The sequence below is a fragment of the Ulvibacter sp. MAR_2010_11 genome (assembly GCF_002813135.1).
GTDB lineage: Bacteria > Bacteroidota > Bacteroidia > Flavobacteriales > Flavobacteriaceae > Altibacter.
In genome coordinates this window covers 1469462-1492274 of sequence record NZ_PHTY01000001.1, presented here as the reverse complement: position 1 = coordinate 1492274, position 22813 = coordinate 1469462, and the positions used below count along the sequence as shown (strand labels likewise).

Below are 22813 nucleotides of genomic sequence, written 5' to 3'. Positions count from 1 at the left end.
TTAGTGGTCTTCTTCATTTTCAATTAAACTAATTTCCAATGCTCCTGTATCGTGTAAAAACTTTGAAAGTTTTTCAATATCGTGATTTCCTGTGTCTACAACCATCAAAAAGTGATCATCGGTTGTTCTTACATCGGGGTTTTCAGCCTTTTTGAAAGGCCAAAGCTTGCTTCGCATATAAAAGGTAATTACCATTAAATGCGCCGCAAAGAATACGGTCATTTCGAACATAATGGGCACAAAGGCCGGCATATTTTCAATATAACTGAAACTTGGTTTTCCTCCAATATCCTGAGGCCAATCCTGAATCATTATATAATTCATCATGACTGTGGCAACTGTTAATCCTACCAATCCGTATAAAAAGGACGTAATAGCAATACGTGTATCTGCCAAGCCCATGGCTTTGTCCAACCCATGCACCGGGAAGGGTGTATAGACTTCATCGATATGATAATGCTCGCTGCGCACTTGCTTAACGGCCTGCATCAAGATGTCGTCATCTGTATAAATAGCGTGAATCACTTTAGATGCCATACTACTAGTTGTTTTTAAGTTTAGCTGCCTGTCCTGCCCAATCGTCGCGTTTTGCTCTTCCGGGGAACTCGTCTATAATGCTGTCTAATAAATCGTATTCTCTATCGGTCATTCTACTCACCTGCTCAAAGGTATGAATACCCAATTGGTGTAATTTTTCCTCCATTACAGGACCAACACCACTTATAAGTTTTAAATCGTCCTGAGTTTGCGTTGCAGGGTCGAAAGCTCCAATAGCGCTAAGTAAACTCTTAATTTTTTCTGAGTTATCTCCACTATGCGTTTTTGCTTCCGATTTAACTGAAGACCTTACATCATCGTACAATTTTACATCGTCGCCATGTTGTTCGCGCATCTTTTTGTACTTACTTCCGGAGCCTTTCAGAATAGATTTAACTTCAGCCTGAGCAATTACCGGGAATGTTCTTGCATATAATAAGAACAATACAAAGAAAAATCCAATAGTTCCTATAAAGATTCCTATATCAACAAATGTCGGTGAGAACATAGTCCATGAAGACGGAAGGTAATCACGGTGTAATGAAGTTACAATAATTACGAAACGCTCAAACCACATTCCTATGTTTACCACAATCGAAATAAAGAATGAGAACATTATGCTGGTACGTAATTTCTTAAACCACATAAACTGTGGAGAGAATACGTTACATGTCATCATAGCCCAATACGCCCACCAATAAGGTCCGGTGGCACGATTTAAGAAGGCATACTGTTCGTATTCCACACCTGAATACCAGGCGATAAATAATTCGGTGATATAAGCAACTCCAACAATAGAACCTGTAATCATAATTACAATGTTCATCAATTCGATATGCTGAACGGTTATATAATCTTCCAGATTGGACACCTTACGCATAATTATAAGGAGGGTATTTACCATGGCAAAGCCCGAAAAAATTGCTCCCGCAACAAAGTAAGGCGGGAAAATGGTGGTATGCCATCCCGGTATTACCGAGGTAGCAAAGTCGAAAGATACGATGGTATGCACCGAAAGTACGAGTGGTGTTGCCAAGCCTGCCAATACCAAGGAAACTTCTTCAAATCGTTGCCAGTCTTTTGCACGACCACTCCATCCGAAAGATAAAATGCTATATACTCTTTTTGTAAAAGGTGTAATTGCACGATCACGAATCATTGCAAAATCGGGTAGTAACCCTGTCCACCAGAATACCAAGGAAACCGATAAATACGTTGAAATTGCAAATACATCCCAAAGGAGTGGAGAGTTAAAGTTAACCCATAGCGAACCAAATTGGTTTGGAATGGGTAGTACCCAATACGCTAACCATGGCCGACCCATGTGGATAATTGGAAACAAACCTGCCTGGATTACAGAGAAGATGGTCATAGCCTCTGCCGAACGGTTTACAGCCATTCTCCATTTTTGACGGAATAATAAAAGTACTGCCGAAATCAGGGTTCCTGCGTGACCAATACCTACCCACCAAACAAAGTTAGTAATATCCCAAGCCCAGTTTACGGTTGGATTTAATCCCCAAACCCCAATTCCTGTTGAAATGGTATAGATAATACATCCAATTCCCCATAAAAATGCTACAAGGGCAATGGTGAACACAATCCACCAAGATCTGTTGGCTTTACCTTCAACAGGCGCAGCCACATCCACAGTAACATCGTGGTAGGACTTATCTCCTAAAACTAAGGGTTTTCTAATAGGTGCTTCGTAATGCGACGCCATATCTTTATTTACTATTTCTTAGTTAGTTTAAACTTCTTTCGTATTTCTTACCATTGTCTGGTACACCACGTTGGGCTTTGTACCTACAGCTTCCAGTAAGTGATACATTCTCTTATCGTTTTTCAATGCAAAGATTTCGCTATCATGGTCATTTACATCACCAAATTTAATAGCTCCTTTATCGCAGGCAGAAGAACAGGCGGTATGGAATTCACCATCCTTTATCGCTCTTCCGTCGCGCTTGGCATCTAAAATAGTTTTTTGGGTTATCTGAATACACATAGAACACTTCTCCATTACTCCACGAGATCGAACCACCACATCGGGGTTCAATACCATACGGCCCAAATCGTTATTCATATTGTAATCGAACTCATCGTTTTCGGCGTATAAGAACCAGTTAAAACGACGTACTTTATACGGACAGTTGTTGGCACAGTAACGCGTTCCCACACATCGGTTATACGCCATTTGATTCTGACCCTGACGTCCGTGAGATGTTGCCGCTACAGGACATACTGTCTCACATGGTGCGTGATTACAGTGCTGACACATAAGTGGCTGGAAAGCTACCTGAGGATTTTCTGAAGCCACTTCTAACTCGGCAAATTCTGAAAGAGAACTTCCAAGACCCGAAATACCTTCTTTCTTTTCAAGATCTCCGGTAAACGATTCTTCACTCGAATAATATCTGTCAATACGCAGCCAGTGCATACTTCTACTCTTGCGAATTTCAGTTTTTCCAACAACAGGTACGTTGTTTTCTGCACTACATGCAATTACACAGGCACCGCAACCGGTACATGCGTTTAAGTCTATAGACAAGTTGAAATGATGTCCAACCGAACGATCGAACGATTCCCAAAGATCGGCATCGGGTGAGGTCACAGGAATTTCCTTGTGATCCTTAGATACCATTGGCATCGGATTCCATTCTTTGGCATTCTTAGAATTGAATATTTCAAGGGAAGTTTCACGAATAATATCCCTTCCCATCATGGTATTATGCAATTGCACACATGCAAATTCATGTAGGCCTGCTGCTTTTTCTAACGTTACATTCTGAACTGTAGAAAAATTGTTATACAAGGTATAGGCATTTACACCTGTTTGCATTTCTTTTTGAATACCTTCTGTTTTTCCATATCCAAGAGCCAATCCAACAGATCCTTTTGCCTGTCCCGGCTGAATAATAACAGGTACATTCTTAAGGACCACATCGCCCATTTTTACATTGGCGTAACTTCCGTTTAAGGCTCCGTTAGCAACATGCGTATTTTCAAATCCTTTGGCTTTCGCATCGGTCGCCGAAATGGTTAGATAATTATCCCAGGATGCTCTGGTAAGAGGATCGGGCATTTCCTGCAACCAGGGGTTGTTGGCTTGAGAACCATCACCCATTGCAGTTTTGGTATATAAGGTTAATTCAAATCCGCCTTCTTGTATGTTTGCTGAAAGCGCACCGTTGGAGGTGTTGCTTTCTTCAACGATTGATCCTTCGGCAGCAGGAGTTTCCATAATAACTTCAGCAGCACTTACCAATACACCATCGTGTAAGGCTTTATTCCATGAAGTGGAACCTAATACCGAAGCCCAGGTCTCTTTAATATAATCGTAATAATTTGTTGGGTTCCCGGTCCATTTCAGCAAACAATCCTGAAATTGTCTGGTGTTAAACAACGGACGAATAGTAGGTTGCATCAAACTGAAAGATCCTTTCTTAATTTGTGCATCTCCCCATGATTCCAGATAATGAGGTGTTGCAGCAACCATTTGGGCCATAGAAGCCGTTGCATCTTTTCTCATGGAGAACGCAAGCGACATATCTAATTTTTTATAGGCTTCAACAAAGGCTGCGTTATTTGGGAACGAATAAATAGGATCTACTCCTACTGTAATTAATCCTTTCACAGTCCCCGAAACCACACCGTTCATAACGGCGAGCACCTCGGCGCTGTTTCCCATTCGCGTCATTCTAGGCTTGGCTGTATCGATAACCACACTGCTTTCGTTGTAGTTTAAGGCCATGGTTTGAGCAGCCACATCGGGTATTCCCGTAATGACTACTCCTTTATTTCCTGCAGCAGATAGTTGACTTTTAGCATTGGCTACTGCGGTTTGAATCGCTTCAGAAAGATCTGAAACGCTTCCATTACCGGTTAAAGCTGCCAGTATTTTCTTTTGTTCGGAAGGAGTTGCCGGCACACGTTTGTCTGCTTTTGCTCCCGATAGGGTCATATTTGCTTCAAACTGAATATGACGTGACATTTTTCCGGTTGAAGTAGATGGAACACGACCTTGTGCGTATCCTGCATCATAACCTCCCCCTTGCCAGTCTCCTAAGAAATCGGCTCCCACCGAAACAATAACTTCAGCTTTCGCAAAATCGTAATCGGCTAAACCACGTGTTCCAAATTTAGTTTGAAAAGCATCCAAGGCTTCGCTTGAAGAAACTGTATCGTATACCACATGACGAACATTGGCATATTTTGCGGTAAATTCTTTAATTAATTTTGAAGTAGACGGACTGGCAAAAGTTTGTGTTAGCAAAACGATATCCTGGCCACTCATTTCATTCATTCTACGGGCCATTTCGATATCGAAGGATTCCCAGGAAACTTCTTTCCCTGCCACAAGTGGCGCCTGTAATCTGTTTTTATCGTATAGCGAAAGTACTGAGGCATGTACACGAGCATTAACACCCCCTGTTTTGGAAAGATCGTTACGCTCAATTTTAATAGGACGACCTTCGCGGGTTTTTACCAAAACGTTGGCAAAGTCGAATCCATCTGCCATGGTAGTGGCATAATAATTTGCAACACCAGGAACTATCTCGTCCGGAGCAACAACGTAAGGAATGGATTTAATCACCGGACCTTCGCAGGCAGCCAAAGAAGCAGCAGCAGTGGTAAATCCAACATATTTTAAGAAATCGCGACGTGTTGTTGAAGAAGCTTCCAATGCTTCCTTATCTCCCAAAAACTTATCGGTAGGGATTTGTTCTACAAACTCATTCTGTTGTAGCGTCTCAACAATAGAGCTGTTTTCGTTAAGCTCTTCAACACTTTTCCAGTATTTCTTGTTTGATGCCATATTGATTATTTACGATTTTAGATTTTAGATTTACGATTTTGTCAATTAGTTATTTTGTTTTCCTTCGTAAATCTATAATCGTACTTCTAAAATTATTTTATTATCAATTCTAATTCTTTTCTATCCGTTATGCACTTTTAACGACACACAACATTTTACATGCTAATAGTGACATTTACCACATTCCAATCCACCCATTTGAGCGATTGTTAGCTTGTCAACTCCGTATTTTTTTGAAAGCTCTTCGTGAATTTTTTCGTAGTATTCGTTACCGGCAAGATTTACATTGGTCTCGCGGTGGCAGTTAATACACCATCCCATAGTCAAGGGCGCAAACTGCTCCAACACTTCCATTTCTTCCACTGGCCCGTGACATTTCTGGCATTCAATTCCCGCTACAGTTACGTGCTGGGAGTGATTGAAATAAGCAAAATCGGGTAAGTTGTGAATACGCAACCATTTTACCGGTTTCTCGATACCCGTATAACTTTGTGTTGCTTCATTCCAACCAACAGCGTCGTATAATTTTTTAATTTCTTTATTGTAGTCAACCCCGTATTCGGCACCTTCCGCCTGAGTTGCCTCAGCTACTTCAGAGATATTTTTGTGACAATTCATACACACATTCAAGGATGGAATCCCGGAAGTCTTACTTGTTCTGGCCGAACTATGGCAGTATTTACAATCTATCTGATTGTCACCGGCATGTATTCTGTGAGAATAGTGAATAGGTTGTACCGGCGCATAACCCTGATCGATACCTACCTGCATAAAGTAACCGTACATAAAATAACCTGCCGATAATAAAAGAAAAATTGAAGCTACCAACACTAAAAATTGATTTTCAATAAAAGTTCTCCATATAGGAGTTCTCACTTCTTTTTCGGGATAAGCAACTCCGTTGGCCGTAGCAATTTTCTTGAGTGTTTTTGTCACCAAAAACAACATGATTACCAACATTAGAAACACCAAAATAAGCACTCCTAAGATGATATCGTTAGAAGCACCGCTGCTTTCACCACCTGTACCGGTTGGAACAACTGCAACAGTTGGCTCAGGTTTGGGTTGGCTTGTGTAGGCCAAAATATTATCTATATCGGTATTAGACAATGCCGGAAAGGCGGTCATAACCGAGTTGTTGTTTTCAGCAAATATTTTAACAGCGATAGGGTCACCTGCCTTTACTAAATCCTGACTGTTCTTTATCCATCTGTAAAGCCAGTCAGTTTCATACTTAGACGCAACACCGCGCAATAGAGGACCGGTTGCTTTTTTATCCAATTTATGACAAGCAGCACAATTAGCCTTAAACAAAGCTTCTCCGGCGGCGACGTCACCCACTCCATCGGCAGGAATCACTTCGTTAGGAGCAACTTCGGCGGAAGCAGCACTTTCATCTTGCGCATAAAAATTGGTAGAAAAAGTTAGCAATAATGCCAACAAAAGAAGTGACAATTGAGAGGGTAGATTGTGTAATTTCACCTTTTGCATACTAATGGTTGAATTATTGTCAATAGTTTGGTACGTAATTGGTTACCATTGGACTGGCTACTTACCTATAAAACGCACCATAAATAACGGCACAAAAGTACGCTTTAAAGTCGATTTTAGAAATGCAAATAAAGTGTTAATGATTAATTTATATTTATTCTAAATAATATTTTTGCACTTCCCATAGTTATTATGGTTTACATTTGCAACAAAGACTAAAATTCATGAATTTCATACACAAATATAACTTATTTATTTTCAGTATTTTACTTATTTTTTCCGTGAAAGTCGCTATTGGACAACAGGGCACCGTAACGGTGAATGAGGATAGTAAAATACCACAGTTATTAACTCTTAAAAAGTCACTTGAGAAGGAAAATAAATTGTCTGACGGATATACAATTCAGTTGTATTACGGCGAATTAAGTGAAGCAAATTATGTGATAAAAAAATACCGAGGAGCCTACGGTGCCTGGCCGGCCTCTATTGAATATGAAACCCCCAATTACAAAGTGTGGGCAGGCAGTTTCGGATCGCGAATTGAAGCAGATAGAGCCTTGATAGAAATACAGAGAAATTTTCCTTCGGCTTTTATCTTAAAGCCGGAACGTCGAAAATAAGGACGACATTTCTTCAAAATAGACCAATAAAAAAGCCGCTCAAACGAGCGGCTTTTTTTATTCTTAACAGCAGTATTATTTCAACTTTTTCTTTACGGCTACTTCCTGGAAGGCTTCAATAATATCACCTTCTTTGATGTCGTTGTAGTTTTTTACCTGAATACCACAATCGTATCCTTTGGCTACTTCTTTTACATCGTCTTTAAATCGTTTTAAGGATTCCAATTCTCCGGTAAACACCACAACTCCTTCTCTAATCAATCGAATTCCGGAGCTTCTGAAAATCTTTCCGCTCAATACCATACAACCTGCAATGGTTCCCACCTTAGAGATTTTAAAGGTCTCTCTAATTTCGGCAGTTCCGTTAATTTCTTCTTTCATTTCAGGAGATAGCATCCCTTCCATCGCATCCTTCAGATCGTTGATAGCGTCGTAGATAATAGAATACATACGGATATCGATTTCCTCCTTGTCGGCTATCTGACGTGCATTCCCCATCGGGCGTACATTAAATCCGATAATAATAGCATCGGAAGCAGATGCTAACAATACATCACTTTCGGTAATAGGCCCAACAGCCTTATGGATAATATTTACCTGAATTTCTTCTGTAGACAATTTCTGGAACGAATCGGTTAATGCTTCAACCGAACCATCCACGTCACCCTTCAGAATAATATTCAATTCTTTAAATTCACCTAGCGCAATACGACGTCCAATTTCGTCAAGTGTAATATGACGTTGTGTACGAACAGATTGTTCTCTTTGTAATTGTGTACGTTTGGTTGCCACGGCTTTGGCTTCGCGTTCGTCTTCAAAAACATTGAATTTGTCTCCTGCCTGTGGTGCGCCGTCTAACCCCAAAATAGAAACCGGAGTAGAAGGACCTGCCACTTTTACATTGTTTCCACGCTCATCGTGCATGGCTTTTACCTTCCCGCTGTTTTTACCTGCCAATACATAATCTCCAATATTCAAAGTTCCACCTTGAACCAGAATAGTTGATACATATCCACGTCCTTTGTCCAGGAATGCTTCAACCACAGTACCATAAGCACCACGGTCGGGATTGGCTTTTAATTCTAATATTTCGGCTTCCAGTAATACTTTTTCCAATAATTCGGGGACACCTTCACCTGTTTTCGCAGAAATATCGTGCGACTGGATTTTTCCACCCCAGTCTTCCACCAATAGATTCATTTGTGCCAAACCTTCTTTAATTTTTTCAGGATTTGCGGTAGGCTTGTCTATTTTGTTGATAGCAAATACAATGGGAACCCCGGCCGCTTGAGCGTGACTGATGGCTTCCTTGGTTTGCGGCATGATATCATCATCGGCAGCAACCACAATAATTGCTAAATCGGTTACCTGAGCACCTCTGGCACGCATCGCGGTAAACGCTTCGTGACCCGGTGTATCTAAGAAGGCAATCTTTTGTCCGTTTTCCAATTGTACCCCATAGGCACCAATATGTTGTGTAATTCCTCCGGATTCACCGGCAATTACATTTTCTTTTCTAATATAATCCAGCAGGGATGTTTTTCCGTGATCTACGTGACCCATAACCGTAACAATTGGAGCTCTTGGCACCAAATCTTCGGGTGCATCTTCCTCTTCCTGAACTGCCTCTTCAATGTCGGCTGTTACAAATTCCACTTCAAAGCCAAATTCATCGGCAACAATCGAGAGTGTTTCGGCGTCTAAACGCTGATTCATGGTTACCATCATCCCCAGCGACATACAGGCTGAAATAACCTGTGTTACCGGGACATCCATCATGGTGGCCACTTCACTAACCGTTACGAATTCGGTAAGTTTCAATAATTTGTTATCGGCTTCCTGTTGTGCCAGTTCAACTTCCGATTTCTGACGGTGACTATCTCGTTTTTCTCTACGGTATTTGGCTCCTTTTCCTTTGGACGACTTTCCTTGTAGTTTTTCTAAAGTCTCACGAACCTGCTTTTGTACTTCTTCTTCGCTGGGCTCTTCTTTAGGGACATTGGTACGACTGCCAATTCCTTTACGCGCCGGACCACGATTATCTCTGAAGTTACTTCCGCCACCATTTTTGGGAGCTTCTTTACTGATACGACGTCTACGACCTTTCTTTTCGGCAGCAGATTTATCGTCTTTCTTTTCAATCTTTTTCTTTTCCGGCTTTTTAAACTGTGTAAGGTCGATCTTCTTTCCGGTAAAATTGGGACCGTCTAATTTTTTGTAATTGGTTTCCACCACCTGAGATTCCTTAGGCGCTTCTTCTTCAGCTTTCGGAGCTTCCTTTTTAGCGACTACTTCTTCTTTTTTAGGGGCTTCCTTGGCAGGAGTTTCGGTTTTGGCAACAACTTCAGGCTTTTGAGCAACCTCTGGTTTAGTCTTTGGCTTGTCTTCTACAACCGGAGCCTCTTTTTTAACAGGTTTTTCTTCTTTTACAGGCTTTTCTTCAGCAACAGGTGTTTCAGCTTTTGTTTCTTTTTTAGCGTTTTTGGCCTCTAAATCAATTTTACCAACTTGTTTTGGGCCGTCTAATTTTACTTCCGCTTTTATTACACGGGCTGCATCTTTTTTCTCCTTCTCTTCAATTTCCCGCTCCCTGGCCAAACGCAGCTCTTCTTTCTCTTTACGCTTTTCTTCACCTACCTCTTTGGATTCCATCTTCTTACTCTTGTCGGTCTGGAATTCCTCAAAAAGTATTTCATATTCTTCATTCGAAATCTTCGTTGTAGGACGTGCCTCTATTTCGTGACCTTTGGAACTAAGAAATTCCACGGCACGATCCAACGAGATATTGAATTCGCGTAATACTTTGTTAAGCCTTATCGATTTTACTTCAGCCATAAAAATGCTTTCTCCTGTTATTCTTTTAATATAATGATAAAAGTAATTAAACTTCTAACTACTCTTCAAATTCTTCTCGTAATATGTTAATCACTTCCTGGATGGTTTCTTCTTCAAGATCTGTACGTTTCACCAAATCGTTGATGTCATGTTCCAGTACACTTTTTGCAGTATCCAATCCAATTTTATGGAATTCGGCGATGATCCATTCTTCGATTTCATCGGAGAATTCACGTAATTCTACATCTTCTTCGGCCCCTTCACGCAGTACATCGATTTCGTACCCAGTAAGTTGTCCTGCCAATCTAATATTGTGACCTCCACGGCCAATCGCTTTAGAAACTTCTTCAGGTTTTAAAATCACTTCGGCTCTTTTCTTCACCTCATCGATTTTAATGGAAGTAACTTTCGCAGGACTCAAGGCACGTGTGATGAACAGATTCAGGTTGTTGGTGTAATTAATAACGTCGATATTTTCATTCCCTAATTCGCGAACAATTCCGTGAATTCGAGATCCTTTCATACCTACACAAGCACCTACCGGATCGATACGATCGTCGTAAGAATCTACTGCTACTTTTGCCTTTTCTCCGGGAATACGAACTACCTTTTTTACAGTAATTAATCCGTCGAATACTTCAGGGATTTCCTGCTCGAATAATTTTTCAAGGAACAACGGACTTGCGCGCGACATTAAAATAGTTGGCTTGTTGCCTTTTAACTCAACGCTTTCAATAATTCCGCGAACATTGTCTCCCTTTCTGAAAAAATCGGAAGGTATTTGTTTGTCTTTTGGAAGGATTATTTCATTTCCATCATCATCCAGTAAAATAACCGCACGATGGCGAATATGGTGTACCTCGGCCGTATAAATTTCACCTTCAAGCTCTTTAAACTGCTTGTAAATGTTGGTATTGTCGTGTTCGTGAATTTTTGAAATTAAATTTTGACGCAACGCCAAAATGGAACGACGTCCCAAATGTATTAATTTCACTTCTTCCGATACATCTTCCCCAATTTCAAAATCGGGTTCAATTTTGCGAGCAGCAGACAACGAGATTTCGGCGTTATCGTCTTCTACCTCACCATCGGCAACAACGATACGGTTTCTCCAAATTTCCAAATCCCCCTTGTCCGGGTTAATAATAATATCGAAATTATCATCGCTTCCGTATTTTTTCTTTAAAGCGTTTCTAAAAACGTCTTCCAGTATCGCCATAAGCGTTACTCTGTCTATCAGTTTATCGTCTTTAAATTCAGAAAAAGAATCGATTAACGCTAAATTTTCCATATCATCCTCTAATTAAATGTTATCATCACTTTTGCTTCTACAATATTTGAATACGACAGTACAAGTTCTTTTTGTACTGTTACTTTTCCTTTTCCAACCGGTTTGGGTTCGCGTGCCTTCCACTGAAGTGTAATATTCTCATCGGTTACAGCAGTTAATTGAGCCTCTATTGTTTCGTCTGCCTTTGTTTTTACCTGTAACGTTCTGCCCACATTTTTCTTGTATTGTCTGGGCAAGGTTAAAGGCTCCGATACTCCGGCCGACATCACTTCGAGAGAGAAATCGTATTCCTCTCTGTCTATATTGTGTTCAATTTCTCTGCTAACTGCGATACAATCTTCAACACTAACACCGTTATCACCATCCAATATCACGCGAATATGATTCGCTTCAGAGATACTGAAATCAATTAAAAACAACGATTTATTTTTCGCTAAAGCTTGTTCTAAAAGTGGTGTTACCTGCCCCCGCATCATTTTCAGCTATAAAAAGAGGGGACTTTTTTGTCCCCTCAGCTAGTTACGTATCAAATTCGGTGCAAATATACTATAAATTTTAATATTAAAAAAGCGACGCCCTCCCGTTTTAATTTTGTACTTTAATACTGACAAATCAACCAATAATTAGTAACTATATGAAACGAATTTTAGTCCCTACGGATTTCTCTCCGCAAGCCGAAAATGCATTAAAAGTAGCCGCGCAAATGGCAGTACAGCACGACAGCGAAATTTATTTATTACACTCTCTGGAAATGCCATTACACCTTACTACATCCGGTGGCTCGGGAAGCTTGCCTGAATCTTTGTACTTTATAAAATTAGCTGAAAAAAACTTTGGAGAACTCTTTAAACTTCCCTATTTAAAAGGAATAAAAATTAGAGAGGCAATTGGTCATGCCGAAATTTATGAAGACATTGGAGAGGCTGTTGAAAAAAATAAAATCGATTTAATAATTATGGGATCTCATGGCGCAAGCGGGTTCAAGGAAATGTTTATTGGAAGCAATACCGAAAAAGTTGTGCGTACCTCCAAAATTCCTGTGTTGGTTATTAAAAATAAGCATCCTAACTTTAAAATTGACGACTTCGTGTTTGCGACCGATTTTTCGGAAGAATGTCGCAATAGCTTCCAGGAAGCTCAAAAATTTGCAGAAGCTGTAGGAGCAAGACTTCATATGCTGTACATTAATACTCCATCCGATTTCAGAACAAGTGCTGAATCTAAAGAAATGATGTCGAAATTTGTAAAAGGAGCAATTAATGAAAACCTTACGTTGAATGTTTACAATGATACCTCCGTAGAGAAAGGAGTTCTCAGTTTTGCCAAAGATATTAGTGCTCAACTTATTGGCATGAGTACTCATGGCCGTAAAGGGCTCTCACACTTTTTCAACGGAAGCATTAGTGAAGATTTGGTAAACCATGCCAATATGCCCGTGATTACTTTTAAAATTAGATGATTCGATTTGCAGTAATTGGCTTCCTATTGTGCTGTTACGGATGCGGCTCCGGAACACAAAAACCTAAGGAAAATATTATTGGTCCCAACAATGAAGAAATTATAGAGCCTATACAGGAGGTTGTTATTGCGCCGGTGATTCCTCCGGGTGCAATAACTGCAAATTTTAATGGAGATGATGATCCTTTCTATGCCTATGTAAAAGGGGTGAACATGGAAAAAGGAATCACTCGTATCGCTTTTGAAGAACTACCTAATTTTCAATTGGCAATTCCCGAAACCTACGGAGCTTCCTTACAATCTCTGCAATTCCCAGGTTTCGACAGGGATGTTTTGTTAATATCCGCCAAACTAAAAGACCCTGCGTTTACAAAGTATTTTGTGTATGTTTTCAGAAACAACCAGTGGAAACAGGTGGTAAACGGTTTTGCAATTCATAAAAGTCACCTTAGTGACACTTTGGTTCCAATAAGAGTAGATTCTACAAATAATAACAATGTGTTGCGGTATTATTCGGTTTTCGATTTAGACAATACCAATCACCAGGGTTATGTGTGGAGGCTGCTAACCGAAAGTATTCCCATCCTCAACAGGTAATGTTGAACTCCCTTTATCCTTTAATGCGATGGTCAATAATAAGTTGTGGTTTTCGGCTTAGTTTTGGAAAACGAAGAGTTTCTACTGTATTCGGATTGTGAAATTCTATCAACGGAGTGACACGTAAGTTGGCTCGAAAATGATCTTTGATGTCTTTTAAGAGTTCATCTGACGGATTTAAACTGCCTATCTTCACAAGAATCTCATCGGTGCCTAATTCATTGTTATAAATTTCAAAAACGAAATTCTCAACTTCTTTAAAATTCGAAAGTACATTGAATAGTGCCGGCGGATACAGGGTTGTTCCTTTATATTTAATCATATGTTGCTTTCGGCCAACAACCGGCCCCAAACGCATGGTGTTTCTACCACAGGAACAGGCTTCGGTATGCGACGCGACCATATCTCCTGTTTTAAAACGCAGCAATGGCATCGCTTCAACTCCCAAGGTGGTAATCACCAATTCGCCGGTATCTCCCTCCGGGACAGGATTATTAAATTCATCCAAAATCTCAACTATAATCAACTCGGGATGATGATGTCCTCCCCTTTGGAGTTTACATTCGTTGAATGCAGTACTCATTTCGGTGGAAGCGTAAGTTGCATATAATTTGATGTCCCATTGAGTCACAATGCGTTCGGCAAGGGCATTGTATGAAAAATCCTGTTCACGAATGGGTTCACCAATACAAATAGCCCCTTTTACACCCGACTTATTTAAATCGATTTTGTGCTGTTGGGCATATTCTATTAATTTCAGTAAAAATGAAGGTACCGCGATAAGGTAGGTGGGATTAAATTTTTGAATAGAATCCCATTGCAACTCGGGCACACCGGAGCCTACCCTTATTATTCCCGCTTTCAGTTCTCTGGCACCCAAAAAATAGGCAAGGCCCGCCATAAATCGGCGGTCCATAGTAGTCATCAATTGCAACACATCGTCTTTTGTAATTTCCGAACAAGCCAAACTTATCGCTTCATTATAGGCCAATCTGTCGAGATCCTTATGGGTTAAAACGAAGGTAACCGGATCTCCCATAGTACCAGAAGTAGTGACATAATCGACAATTTCACTTTTTGGCACACATATAAATTCCGTGTTAAACTGTTGTAATTGTTCTTTGGTAGTAACCGGAAGCTTTTGCAAGTCGTTCAGCCCAGAAATCGTTTCGGGCTTTATGGCATGTTGTTTAAAAATTCGCTTGTAATAGGGAGAATTAATCGCAATGTATTGAAGGAGCTCTTTCAGTTTTACTTCCTGAAACGCCTTAATTTCTTCTTGAGATGCTTTTTCTATTTCGGGTATCATTGCTTCAGTTTCCTGCGTAATTTGGCGATATATTTTTCCACTTCTTCTCGATCGGGCTTTGTGGTAATTTCCAAAGAATTGGCCTTTTCAAAAGCCTTTAGGGCGGCTGCCTCATACCCCTGTTGAAGGTAATACTTTCCGCTTAGATAATAGGCTTTCCAATAGTTGGGGTTTTTAGCTTGTAATTCGGTTATTGTTACGGGCAGTATCTTTTCCTTATTCGCTATGGCGCTTTCAACGGCCCTTTCCAAAACCCGATAGGCTTCATAGTCCTTATATGCTACTGAAGAGACAAATGGATCTTCAGCAATAGCAAGTGATGTTTGTGCCAATGATTCTGCCAAAGGGTTTCCGTTTCGGTTTGTAAAAATTGTATTGAGATCATAGGCGACAAATTCTCCTAATTGATACGGATTGGAAGAAACCCAAACTTTTAATTCGGCCGGTTTAAAGACGATGCCGTGATGCGCCAGCAGCTGATTTAAAGCCTTTTCATTTCCGAAGCCGATATCCTTATCATTCAACCCTTCTTTGTTTCTAAGAATTGCAACCGCCTTCTTGGGACTGATTTTGTCGTTTTTGTCCAATAATTCTTTCATACGCTCATAGCGGTATTGGGTATGACTTTCGGCTATCGATTGTAAATTTCTTCGATCATTACTATACACATCGCTTTGGAAATGATTTGAACAAATAAGTTCAGAGGAATTCGCCACGTCATATACCCCAAAATTGTTGGGTGCTACTTCAATTGAAACTGCTCTTTTATCCTTTGCACTTCCCACGAGAATTGCTTCAGAAACAAATACTTCCCTCTTTTTTGCGATGGCAACCGCTTCTTCGATTGTAGATGCGTATTGCAAAATTTCACGGGTTACAATAGAGATTGGTGTTTTGGCAATTAGTGGGATTTTCGACTTTGCCGCATTGATGGTAACCGTAAGACCTTGATTGTTTATCCCCGAAACCACGCCAATCATTCCTCCCCAGGTTACGCTCATAAAGGGATACCCTTCAGAAGGATTTACAAAAGCAATAATTTTTTCTTCAGCAAAAGCATCGCCTGCATAAAAATCGAAATTACGAGCTAAGAGAAGGTTTCCATCTTCCGTTTTATCATCCCAAACTGCAAAAGAGGTGCAACCTACCAATGCCAGATCCTGCAATGCGTGTCCTATGTCATGCGCACTATGCAGATACAGAGCCCGAAGGTAAGGGCTTGCCATATAATCAAACTCGCCGGAAGCGAAACGGGAGACTCCGTAAATTTCGGCTTTGTACTCTTCGGGAACGTGGAGGTACATTTTTCGATTGTACCATGAGAGAAATTTACCCAGGAAATTTTGCCATGACGTGGACGGAAGCATTTCATTTATCTTGTTGAAAAATACAGCTTCCTGCTTGTCCATTAATGCTTTTGTAAGACTTCCCGTGAGCAGACCTCTCTCCAAGGGATCGCCCTCTACATACAATTCCCAAAGACCCTGTTTGTTTTTTGTAAGGAAGCTGTTGCCTGCATGGAAGGTAGAATCGTTAATGGTAATACGCTCCGGTATGGCAGCATTGTATTTTGAAATATCGGGGCGATTGTGCAACCCTTTGTTAACACCACAGGAGGCGACAAGAAATAATAGCAAAAGACATCCAATATGTCTCAAGCGAAATTTAAACATCGGGATGTGTTTTATAATAGCGTTTATTTAATTTTTGAAGCACCCAATTTTCTTTAAAATCGGTCCACTTTTGTCCGAAGAGATACCGCATACCATTTTCAAAATTTCTCATAAAAAGAAGGTTTGACAACAGTTTCAGTAACTTCTTTGGCTTTCTTGGAAAGGCTCTTAGGGTGATAGAAAATCCGCCGTCAAGGTAGGTTATGTAATGCCAATATCCACTTGGCATGTACAAGGCGTCCCCATGCTTCATCTCTACTTTAAACCCCCTTGCTTGTTGCAAAGCCGGGTATTTTTCGAAATCTGGATGATCCATATCAATAGTTTCCAGGTTGTGGACGGTAAAAGGAACTTTATACAAATACTTAGCCTGGTCCGGAGCAAAAAGGGTCACACTCTTGGTTCCGTGAAAATGAAAATGAACCAAATCGGCCAAATCCATGTCGTAATGCGTAAGTACTTTGGATCCTTCGCCTCCAAAAAACATAACGGGTAGCTTTTCGAAAAATTTTAAACCAATATCCGGATATCTGAAATCTTTTGTAAGCTCGGGCATTTTGGTTAGCACGTTGTAAAAAAACATTCTGAGATCGGTAGGGCCCGATTTTAAAATGTCTATATAATCGTACAATTTCATTTTTTTTGCAGGCACGACCGATTTCTTCCTGCCTTTGGTAGGGACATTATTATACAAGGGAACAATTTGATCTCCGGCCAGACTTTGGATGTAGTCTAAATTCCATTTTTCAAAAGCCGGCCAGTCCTTACTTAAATCTTCAATAACCACCGGACGCTGAGGCTTGTAGAATTGTTTCAAAAATTCTTCCTTCGAAATATTCTTCACCCGAGGAATTGATTTTGTTTTAATGACTCCCATTGGTATGCTTCCCTTTTTTTGAATTCGAATAAATAAACTTAAAAAACAAAGGTTGTAACGTAAATGTGATGATCAGGGTAGAGAAAATTCCTATCATGGATACTAAAGAAATGGAATACAATGCCGGATGTTTTGCAAAAACTAAAACCCCAATTCCCATCATTGTGGTGATTACGGAAAGCAAAATAGCCGTTTTATGGGTTATCAATGCCTTCATATCTAATTCCTCTTCCTGAAGCAGACCGTTGGTAGTAAAAATACTGTAGTCTACACCTAAACCAAATATAAAAGTCGAAATTATTACATTAAAAATATTAAACTCTATGTTAAAAAGACCCATTAGGCCAATCGTGATAAACCAGGTTATAATAATTGGTAGTACCGTTATCACCGTGAGTCTAATATTTCGGTAAAACAGAAAGAGCAATAAAACCACTATCCCCAAACAATACATAATTAATTTATTGAAATCGTTTTTAAGGTTACCCAGCAGGGTCTCGTTCATTTCCTGCCTGTCAATTACTAATACATCCGGATTGTCTTTAAATGCATCTTTAACTAAGGGCGCTGAAGTTTCCGGTATTTTTACAAGTGTAGTCACGGTGTAAAAATTATCTTTTGACGCAATGAAATCGTCGATCGCCAACCCATTCCATTGTTTATAGTCTTCAAGGTTTAAGGGGACAAAATCTTTTTGTAAAAGCGCATAAAATTCCTGAAACGTATTCGATTTAAATCCAAATTGTGCCCCGCTTTCTATAAGTTGATTCTGAGTGTTATTTATGGTTTCAACCGTCCAGAATGTATCCCAATTGTTGATTTTCTGAAGCTGTGTTTTACGCGAATTAACCAATCCTCCTATCGAATTAAATCCTGTGATTTCACCCTGCACCTTTCGCTGTTGAAGCGTCTCAAATACAGTATCATTATTCTCTAGTACACTTTCTAAATCATCTCCAAAAGCAATTACATACAAAGATTTCGAAGCGCCACCTGTTAATTTTTCGAGATTATATTGCGCTTTTTTGGTGGAAGGTGACTCGTAGTTTAATTGAGAAAGATCTTTGTTAAAAATTACGCTATTGTAGGTGAATGCGCTGATGATGATAAGCAATACAATCGCCGTTATAAAAATTTTGTTCTTATGAAAAGGATAGGCTGCAAACAAATCCAAAAAGGTATGTCGCTGCGTTGTATTTCCAGCTCCTTTATACACCTGAGGTATAAAAATAAGCGCAAAGACAGAGGCGCTTAGCACACTAACTGCGGCGAAAATCCCCAAATCCTGAAGCGCTTGAGAATCTATAAACAACAGACACAAAAAAGCCATTGCCGTAGTGAGGCTGCTCATTAAAATTGGCTTCGTCACATCAATAAACAAGCGATCCATCGCCTTGTGATTCCTGATATGCGTCAAAATATGTAGGGAGTAATCTAAGGTAACTCCAAGTAAAACAGACCCTATCCCCAACGAAATTGCCGAAATTTCGGGGCGGATGCTCCACAAAATTACGAGTGCTACTAATCCTCCAAAAATGGTAGGAATTAATAGAATAACGGGAATGATTAGTTTTTTATAGAAGTAGATAAAGACAAGCAACAACAACGACAACGCAATTCCCACTGTAAGCAGAATATCGTTCTTTATCTGTTTTGCATTTTCAACAGCAATAATTGCACCTCCAAAGTATTCAACTGTAGCTCTATTAAAAAATTCGCTATTAAGCTCGCCTTTAAGCTCGTCAAGATATGCTGCCAGTTGTTCATTCTTATCGGTTTCTCCGGTATCGTATTTAGGGGTGAGGAACAGCAACAGGTTATTTTCATCTTTGCTTACCAGAAAACCTTCTTTTAAAATAAATCCGTCCTGAAGACCCAGAAGTTTTAGCTTTTGAACACCCATTAAGGAAATACCGAGCGGGTCTTTTACAATGGTTTTCTTAGCTACAATTCCTGAAGGCGAAACAAGCGTTTTATAATTGGCTTCGGTTAGTGCATCAATACTGTCTTTACTTATTTTGTCAGCCAGCACTGAATAATCATGGTCTGAGAGAAAAAGTGGTGCATTTTCGTATACAAAATCCAGCGTTTCAAATATGATTTCCTCCTCTACCTTGCCTTGAATCTCTTGTATGTAATCGTTTGCTTCAGAAATGCTATCGATAAAAGTTTCGGCAAAATTGGTAAGGTCTTCCAATGTACCCTCTGGTTCTCGCCGAATGTTCACTATTATTTTATCTGAAAAATTCGCAGTTTGCAATACTTTTTGCAAGGCTTTATTTTGAGACGTAGTAGGAATTAGTCGCGAAATGTCCTCCTCGAACCGAATCTGAGTTGCTACAGCGATTAGACTCCCAAAAACAAGTAACAAACTCAGGCCAAAGACAAAGGGTCGTTTTTTTAAGTAACTATATATTTGGTACAACCCCTTATGCATCTTGCTTTACAATTTTTTTTCGGTCGAACAGACTGAGAACAATATATCCCAAAAGACTCAAAACAAGAGCCATGGTGATAGAAAGGGTAATGCTTCCCAGCAAATACGACCCTACCTGATCTGCCACATTAAATTCTTCACTCATGGACGTGAGTGTAAAAGTGGATTCTTCTCCAAGAATAAAATTTCCGGTTTGAACACTAAAGTAAAGAACAAACGGAATAAAGGGCGGTAAACTGATATTTGAAAAAGCGAAGGCGATGACCTTGTTCAGTTTTAAAAAAATGGCCAGAAAAATGACGATGATGGTATGAAATCCCCAAAGCGGCGATAACCCTAAAAAGACTCCCAATGCTATGGACAAGGCCTTCTTTTTTGGAGAGTCCTGATTCTGAAGAAAATCTTCAACTAAGAATCGCTTTACTCCTTTTTTTTTTAACCGCCGAAAAAGATTGCGCGGAAGAATATAAAAGAGCTTCACTAGTAAAAACCAAATAATCAATACTACAATACGAGCGATATCCATAAACGGACGAAAATGAGAAACCCGTTCCTTCATATCGTACAACACATTGATGGGCACATGCATGATTTCAATTTCGGCCCAATGTGCTTTTACGATCGCTTCCACCTCAAATTCGAACTTCCTTGTGTTTTTAAAAAAGCGGATATTTTCCATTGCCTTAATAGGATATAATCGAAATCCGGACTGCGAATCCTTAAGCGTTAAACCTGTAACGGCTCTAACCCAATAACTGGAAACCCTATTGCCTTTACTGCTACTTGCCAACACATCGGCTTCGTTCATATTTCTGTCGCCAATAATTAAAATGTCCTTTGTTGTATGTTTTTCGAGCGCTTCAACAAAAACAGGAAGGTCTGTTGGATAATGCTGACCATCACTATCGAGTGTTATGGCATATTCAAAGCCCAATTGTAAGGCGTGTTTAAATCCAACTTTTAAAGCATTTCCTTTGCCTTTGTTTTTTGGTAAATGAAGCTGTTCAATTTGAGGATATTCTTTGAGAATTGTACTAGTTTCCTCCCCGGAGCCATCATTCACCAAGATAACATCCCGGGTATACACCAGAATCCCGTCCAAGACATTTCTCAGTGTTTTTGGATTGTTGTACGTAGGGATTACGACACAAATCTTGTAGTGCTTACATAGGTTTTTAACGGTGTGTACTTCCATGTACCCGGTTTTGTAAATCGGCTTATTTTTCTATAAACACAGCGCTGCATTTGAACACTGTGGTTCCATCTTCAAAAGTAGTATTATTTTTAACGTTAAAGTGCTTATTTTCCTTCTGAAAATTTAAATGAAAGGACAGGGTAGCATTTACATTCGGATCTACAAGCGTCAGAAATTTTACGTTTGAAAGCCGCTCCATATGCAAGCTAGTTTGAATATGGTCTTCTGAAATTTCTTTCAATATCTGAAGCATTCCCACCCCCGGAGTAATAGGAAGTTCAGGAAAATGCCCTTTGAATATGGAATGAAGTTTATTTAGTTTAATAACAACCCTAATCGAATTTTCATCGATTGGTTGTTTATTTAAAATGGTATAGAAATCCTGAAGCAACATATACTAAATACTTATTTCCTGCTTTTAAAAACCTTACAATTTAAACAGCGCCTCCGAGACTTCAACGTTTAGTTTTTTGTTTCTGAAAATTATAACGGTATAATCCTCATTGGGTTCTATCAATTTTATTTGAGAAACCTCGCCATTTTTTTCTGAAAAAATCAATTCAAAAGAGGCAATGAATTTATGCAATCGCTTTTCCTTCGGAATAAATGTAACCAAATAACCCTTGTCACTTGTAAAGTAGGAAATATCAAACTGATTTGTATCGAACATATCTCCTTTGATACTATTCACAATTAAGGAATTTAAGGATTTGAACATCTTATTAGAACTTAAATCGATGTCGCTCTTTTTTGTTCCGTCATCAACATAGAGCCTGTTATTCTTAAAAATTACGACATTTTTATAAGGTGTTTTATACTCCCAACGAATCTTATCGGGCGCATTAAAAACCAGTTTTCCCTTGCTGGTTATATCGTTTTCCAAAACACTTATATGTTTTGTCTGTTCGAAGTCACTTAGAATGCTTCTGGTGGTCAATGCGTTCGCTGTTACTAATTCCTGTAGTGCCTTTTGTTCGGTTAAGGATAATTTTTCCTGTCCAAAAGCCACCTGTATTCCCAGTGTGATGCTAAGAACAATTATAATATTATGAACTTTTATCATTGTGCAATTGAGTTATGGATACCGTTTTGTAACCTTTTTCGCTGAGGAATAGCAATAAATGTTCCAAAACGAACGGGATGTTCTTGTGGGTATCATGAAGCAGGATTATATCTCCGGCATTTATTTTTTTGGTAATGCGTTTTAAAAGAAAATTCGGATTCTTAATTACCGTGTCGAAGGAGCGAACACTCCAGCCAATAACCCTATGTGAACTCTTCTTTATTACATTCGATAAGGGAGGGGTTGTTACTCCGTACGGAGGCCTAAAGAGTGAAGGGCGATGACCTGTATGTTGCTCGATAATGGCATCCGTCTTATTTATTTCTGCTTCCCACGAATTTTGTCCCTTAAAATCGATAAAAGGGCTGTGGGAATAGGAATGATTTCCAATTTCGTGGCCTTTGGCAACTATCGATTTTAGTACTTCCGGATATTCTTCAACCCTATTCCCAATACAAAAGAAGGTAGCCGTTGCATTAAAATCGGAAAGCAGTTTTAAAACCACCGGAGTATACTCAGGATGTGGTCCATCGTCGAAAGTAATGGCAACTACTTTATTTGCCGGGCTCGAATTGTGTGTGTAGGCCGAAAGATGAAAATTCCAGCTCATGGAA

Annotated in this window: 18 protein-coding genes; 3 read left to right on the top strand and 15 right to left on the bottom strand. The window is 39.7% G+C overall.

The features are described from left to right. The 4 genes from ATE92_RS06880 to ATE92_RS06865 form a co-directional block, all read right to left on the bottom strand. On the bottom strand, positions 1–537 hold the full coding sequence (locus ATE92_RS06880; protein ID WP_100802998.1) for a DUF3341 domain-containing protein: 537 nt from the start codon (positions 535–537) through the stop codon (positions 1–3). Positions 538–541: 4 nt separating this feature from the next. After that, positions 542–2260 (bottom strand): NrfD/PsrC family molybdoenzyme membrane anchor subunit, encoded by a 1719-nt coding sequence (nrfD, locus tag ATE92_RS06875; RefSeq protein ID WP_100802997.1) that lies wholly within the window; start codon positions 2258–2260, stop codon positions 542–544. Between the two features lie 27 nt (positions 2261–2287). Beyond that, positions 2288–5353, bottom strand: a complete 3066-nt coding sequence (locus tag ATE92_RS06870; protein WP_100802996.1) for a TAT-variant-translocated molybdopterin oxidoreductase — start codon at positions 5351–5353, stop codon at positions 2288–2290. 162 nt (positions 5354–5515) lie between these two features. Beyond that, positions 5516–6844, bottom strand: coding sequence for a c-type cytochrome (locus ATE92_RS06865; RefSeq protein WP_100802995.1), 1329 nt, complete (start codon positions 6842–6844; stop codon positions 5516–5518). A 224-nt stretch (positions 6845–7068) separates the two neighbouring features. On the opposite strand from ATE92_RS06865, the gene ATE92_RS06860 reads away from it, so the two are divergent. Continuing rightward, positions 7069–7464 (top strand): SPOR domain-containing protein, encoded by a 396-nt coding sequence (locus ATE92_RS06860; RefSeq protein ID WP_100802994.1) that lies wholly within the window; start codon positions 7069–7071, stop codon positions 7462–7464. Positions 7465–7539: 75 nt separating this feature from the next. Here the strand turns inward: ATE92_RS06860 and infB are convergent, their stop codons facing one another. Genes infB through rimP form a run of 3 tightly spaced genes read right to left on the bottom strand, consistent with a single transcriptional unit; the run spans position 7540 to position 12066 of the window. Next, positions 7540–10299 carry a translation initiation factor IF-2 gene (gene infB / locus ATE92_RS06855; protein ID WP_100802993.1) on the bottom strand — a complete coding sequence of 920 codons (2760 nt, stop codon included), beginning with the start codon at positions 10297–10299 and terminating at the stop codon, positions 7540–7542. Positions 10300–10357: 58 nt separating this feature from the next. Continuing rightward, positions 10358–11590 (bottom strand): transcription termination factor NusA, encoded by a 1233-nt coding sequence (gene nusA, locus ATE92_RS06850; RefSeq protein ID WP_100802992.1) that lies wholly within the window; start codon positions 11588–11590, stop codon positions 10358–10360. An 8-nt stretch (positions 11591–11598) separates the two neighbouring features. Then, a complete protein-coding gene (rimP, locus tag ATE92_RS06845; protein ID WP_100802991.1) occupies positions 11599–12066 on the bottom strand; it encodes a ribosome assembly cofactor RimP in 468 nt (155 codons plus the stop codon). A 158-nt stretch (positions 12067–12224) separates the two neighbouring features. Between rimP and ATE92_RS06840 the strand changes: the two genes are divergently transcribed. Together ATE92_RS06840 and ATE92_RS06835 are read left to right on the top strand one after the other, a co-directional pair. Further along, complete coding sequence (locus ATE92_RS06840; RefSeq protein WP_100802990.1) at positions 12225–13049, top strand: universal stress protein; 825 nt, start codon at positions 12225–12227, stop codon at positions 13047–13049. Then, positions 13046–13645 carry a hypothetical protein gene (locus ATE92_RS06835; protein WP_100802989.1) on the top strand — a complete coding sequence of 200 codons (600 nt, stop codon included), beginning with the start codon at positions 13046–13048 and terminating at the stop codon, positions 13643–13645. Before ATE92_RS06840 ends, ATE92_RS06835 begins: the two co-directional genes overlap by 4 nt. Positions 13646–13658: 13 nt before the next feature. Here ATE92_RS06835 and ATE92_RS06830 read toward each other — a convergent pair whose 3' ends face one another. The 8 genes from ATE92_RS06830 to ATE92_RS06795 are packed head-to-tail and all read right to left on the bottom strand — an operon-like array spanning position 13659 to position 22809. Then, positions 13659–14954: a phenylacetate--CoA ligase family protein gene (locus tag ATE92_RS06830; RefSeq protein WP_100802988.1), complete on the bottom strand. Its 1296-nt coding sequence runs from the start codon at positions 14952–14954 to the stop codon at positions 13659–13661. Continuing rightward, complete coding sequence (locus ATE92_RS06825) at positions 14951–16627, bottom strand: C45 family peptidase (protein WP_100802987.1); 1677 nt, start codon at positions 16625–16627, stop codon at positions 14951–14953. The genes ATE92_RS06830 and ATE92_RS06825 overlap by 4 nt, the downstream gene beginning before the upstream one ends. Beyond that, positions 16620–17504 carry a cupin-like domain-containing protein gene (locus ATE92_RS06820; protein ID WP_100802986.1) on the bottom strand — a complete coding sequence of 295 codons (885 nt, stop codon included), beginning with the start codon at positions 17502–17504 and terminating at the stop codon, positions 16620–16622. Before ATE92_RS06820 ends, ATE92_RS06825 begins: the two co-directional genes overlap by 8 nt. Next, positions 17491–19941, bottom strand: coding sequence for an MMPL family transporter (locus ATE92_RS06815; protein ID WP_100802985.1), 2451 nt, complete (start codon positions 19939–19941; stop codon positions 17491–17493). Before ATE92_RS06815 ends, ATE92_RS06820 begins: the two co-directional genes overlap by 14 nt. Continuing rightward, positions 19934–21136, bottom strand: a complete 1203-nt coding sequence (locus ATE92_RS06810; protein ID WP_100802984.1) for a DUF2062 domain-containing protein — start codon at positions 21134–21136, stop codon at positions 19934–19936. The genes ATE92_RS06815 and ATE92_RS06810 overlap by 8 nt, the downstream gene beginning before the upstream one ends. A 22-nt stretch (positions 21137–21158) precedes the next feature. Continuing rightward, positions 21159–21530, bottom strand: coding sequence for a 3-hydroxyacyl-ACP dehydratase (locus tag ATE92_RS06805; RefSeq protein ID WP_100802983.1), 372 nt, complete (start codon positions 21528–21530; stop codon positions 21159–21161). A 33-nt stretch (positions 21531–21563) separates the two neighbouring features. Continuing rightward, positions 21564–22199 carry an outer membrane lipoprotein carrier protein LolA gene (locus ATE92_RS06800; protein WP_100802982.1) on the bottom strand — a complete coding sequence of 212 codons (636 nt, stop codon included), beginning with the start codon at positions 22197–22199 and terminating at the stop codon, positions 21564–21566. After that, positions 22183–22809, bottom strand: coding sequence for a polysaccharide deacetylase family protein (locus tag ATE92_RS06795; protein WP_157809578.1), 627 nt, complete (start codon positions 22807–22809; stop codon positions 22183–22185). Before ATE92_RS06795 ends, ATE92_RS06800 begins: the two co-directional genes overlap by 17 nt. Positions 22810–22813: the final 4 nt, after the last annotated feature.

Bases quoted from the DNA above. Each gene is read 5' to 3' on its own strand.
- ATE92_RS06825 (WP_100802987.1), bottom strand. From the start codon at position 16,627: ATGTTTAAATTTCGCTTGAGACATATTGGATGTCTTTTGCTATTATTT.
- infB (WP_100802993.1), bottom strand. From the start codon at position 10,299: ATGGCTGAAGTAAAATCGATAAGGCTTAACAAAGTATTACGCGAATTC.
- rimP (WP_100802991.1), bottom strand. From the start codon at position 12,066: ATGATGCGGGGGCAGGTAACACCACTTTTAGAACAAGCTTTAGCGAAA.
- ATE92_RS06865 (WP_100802995.1), bottom strand. From the start codon at position 6,844: ATGCAAAAGGTGAAATTACACAATCTACCCTCTCAATTGTCACTTCTT.
- ATE92_RS06815 (WP_100802985.1), bottom strand. From the start codon at position 19,941: ATGCATAAGGGGTTGTACCAAATATATAGTTACTTAAAAAAACGACCC.
- ATE92_RS06810 (WP_100802984.1), bottom strand. From the start codon at position 21,136: ATGGAAGTACACACCGTTAAAAACCTATGTAAGCACTACAAGATTTGT.
- ATE92_RS06840 (WP_100802990.1), top strand. From the start codon at position 12,225: ATGAAACGAATTTTAGTCCCTACGGATTTCTCTCCGCAAGCCGAAAAT.
- ATE92_RS06795 (WP_157809578.1), bottom strand. From the start codon at position 22,809: ATGAGCTGGAATTTTCATCTTTCGGCCTACACACACAATTCGAGCCCG.
- nrfD (WP_100802997.1), bottom strand. From the start codon at position 2,260: ATGGCGTCGCATTACGAAGCACCTATTAGAAAACCCTTAGTTTTAGGA.
- ATE92_RS06870 (WP_100802996.1), bottom strand. From the start codon at position 5,353: ATGGCATCAAACAAGAAATACTGGAAAAGTGTTGAAGAGCTTAACGAA.
- ATE92_RS06860 (WP_100802994.1), top strand. From the start codon at position 7,069: ATGAATTTCATACACAAATATAACTTATTTATTTTCAGTATTTTACTT.
- ATE92_RS06800 (WP_100802982.1), bottom strand. From the start codon at position 22,199: ATGATAAAAGTTCATAATATTATAATTGTTCTTAGCATCACACTGGGA.
- ATE92_RS06835 (WP_100802989.1), top strand. From the start codon at position 13,046: ATGATTCGATTTGCAGTAATTGGCTTCCTATTGTGCTGTTACGGATGC.
- nusA (WP_100802992.1), bottom strand. From the start codon at position 11,590: ATGGAAAATTTAGCGTTAATCGATTCTTTTTCTGAATTTAAAGACGAT.
- ATE92_RS06805 (WP_100802983.1), bottom strand. From the start codon at position 21,530: ATGTTGCTTCAGGATTTCTATACCATTTTAAATAAACAACCAATCGAT.
- ATE92_RS06830 (WP_100802988.1), bottom strand. From the start codon at position 14,954: ATGATACCCGAAATAGAAAAAGCATCTCAAGAAGAAATTAAGGCGTTT.
- ATE92_RS06820 (WP_100802986.1), bottom strand. From the start codon at position 17,504: ATGGGAGTCATTAAAACAAAATCAATTCCTCGGGTGAAGAATATTTCG.
- ATE92_RS06880 (WP_100802998.1), bottom strand. From the start codon at position 537: ATGGCATCTAAAGTGATTCACGCTATTTATACAGATGACGACATCTTG.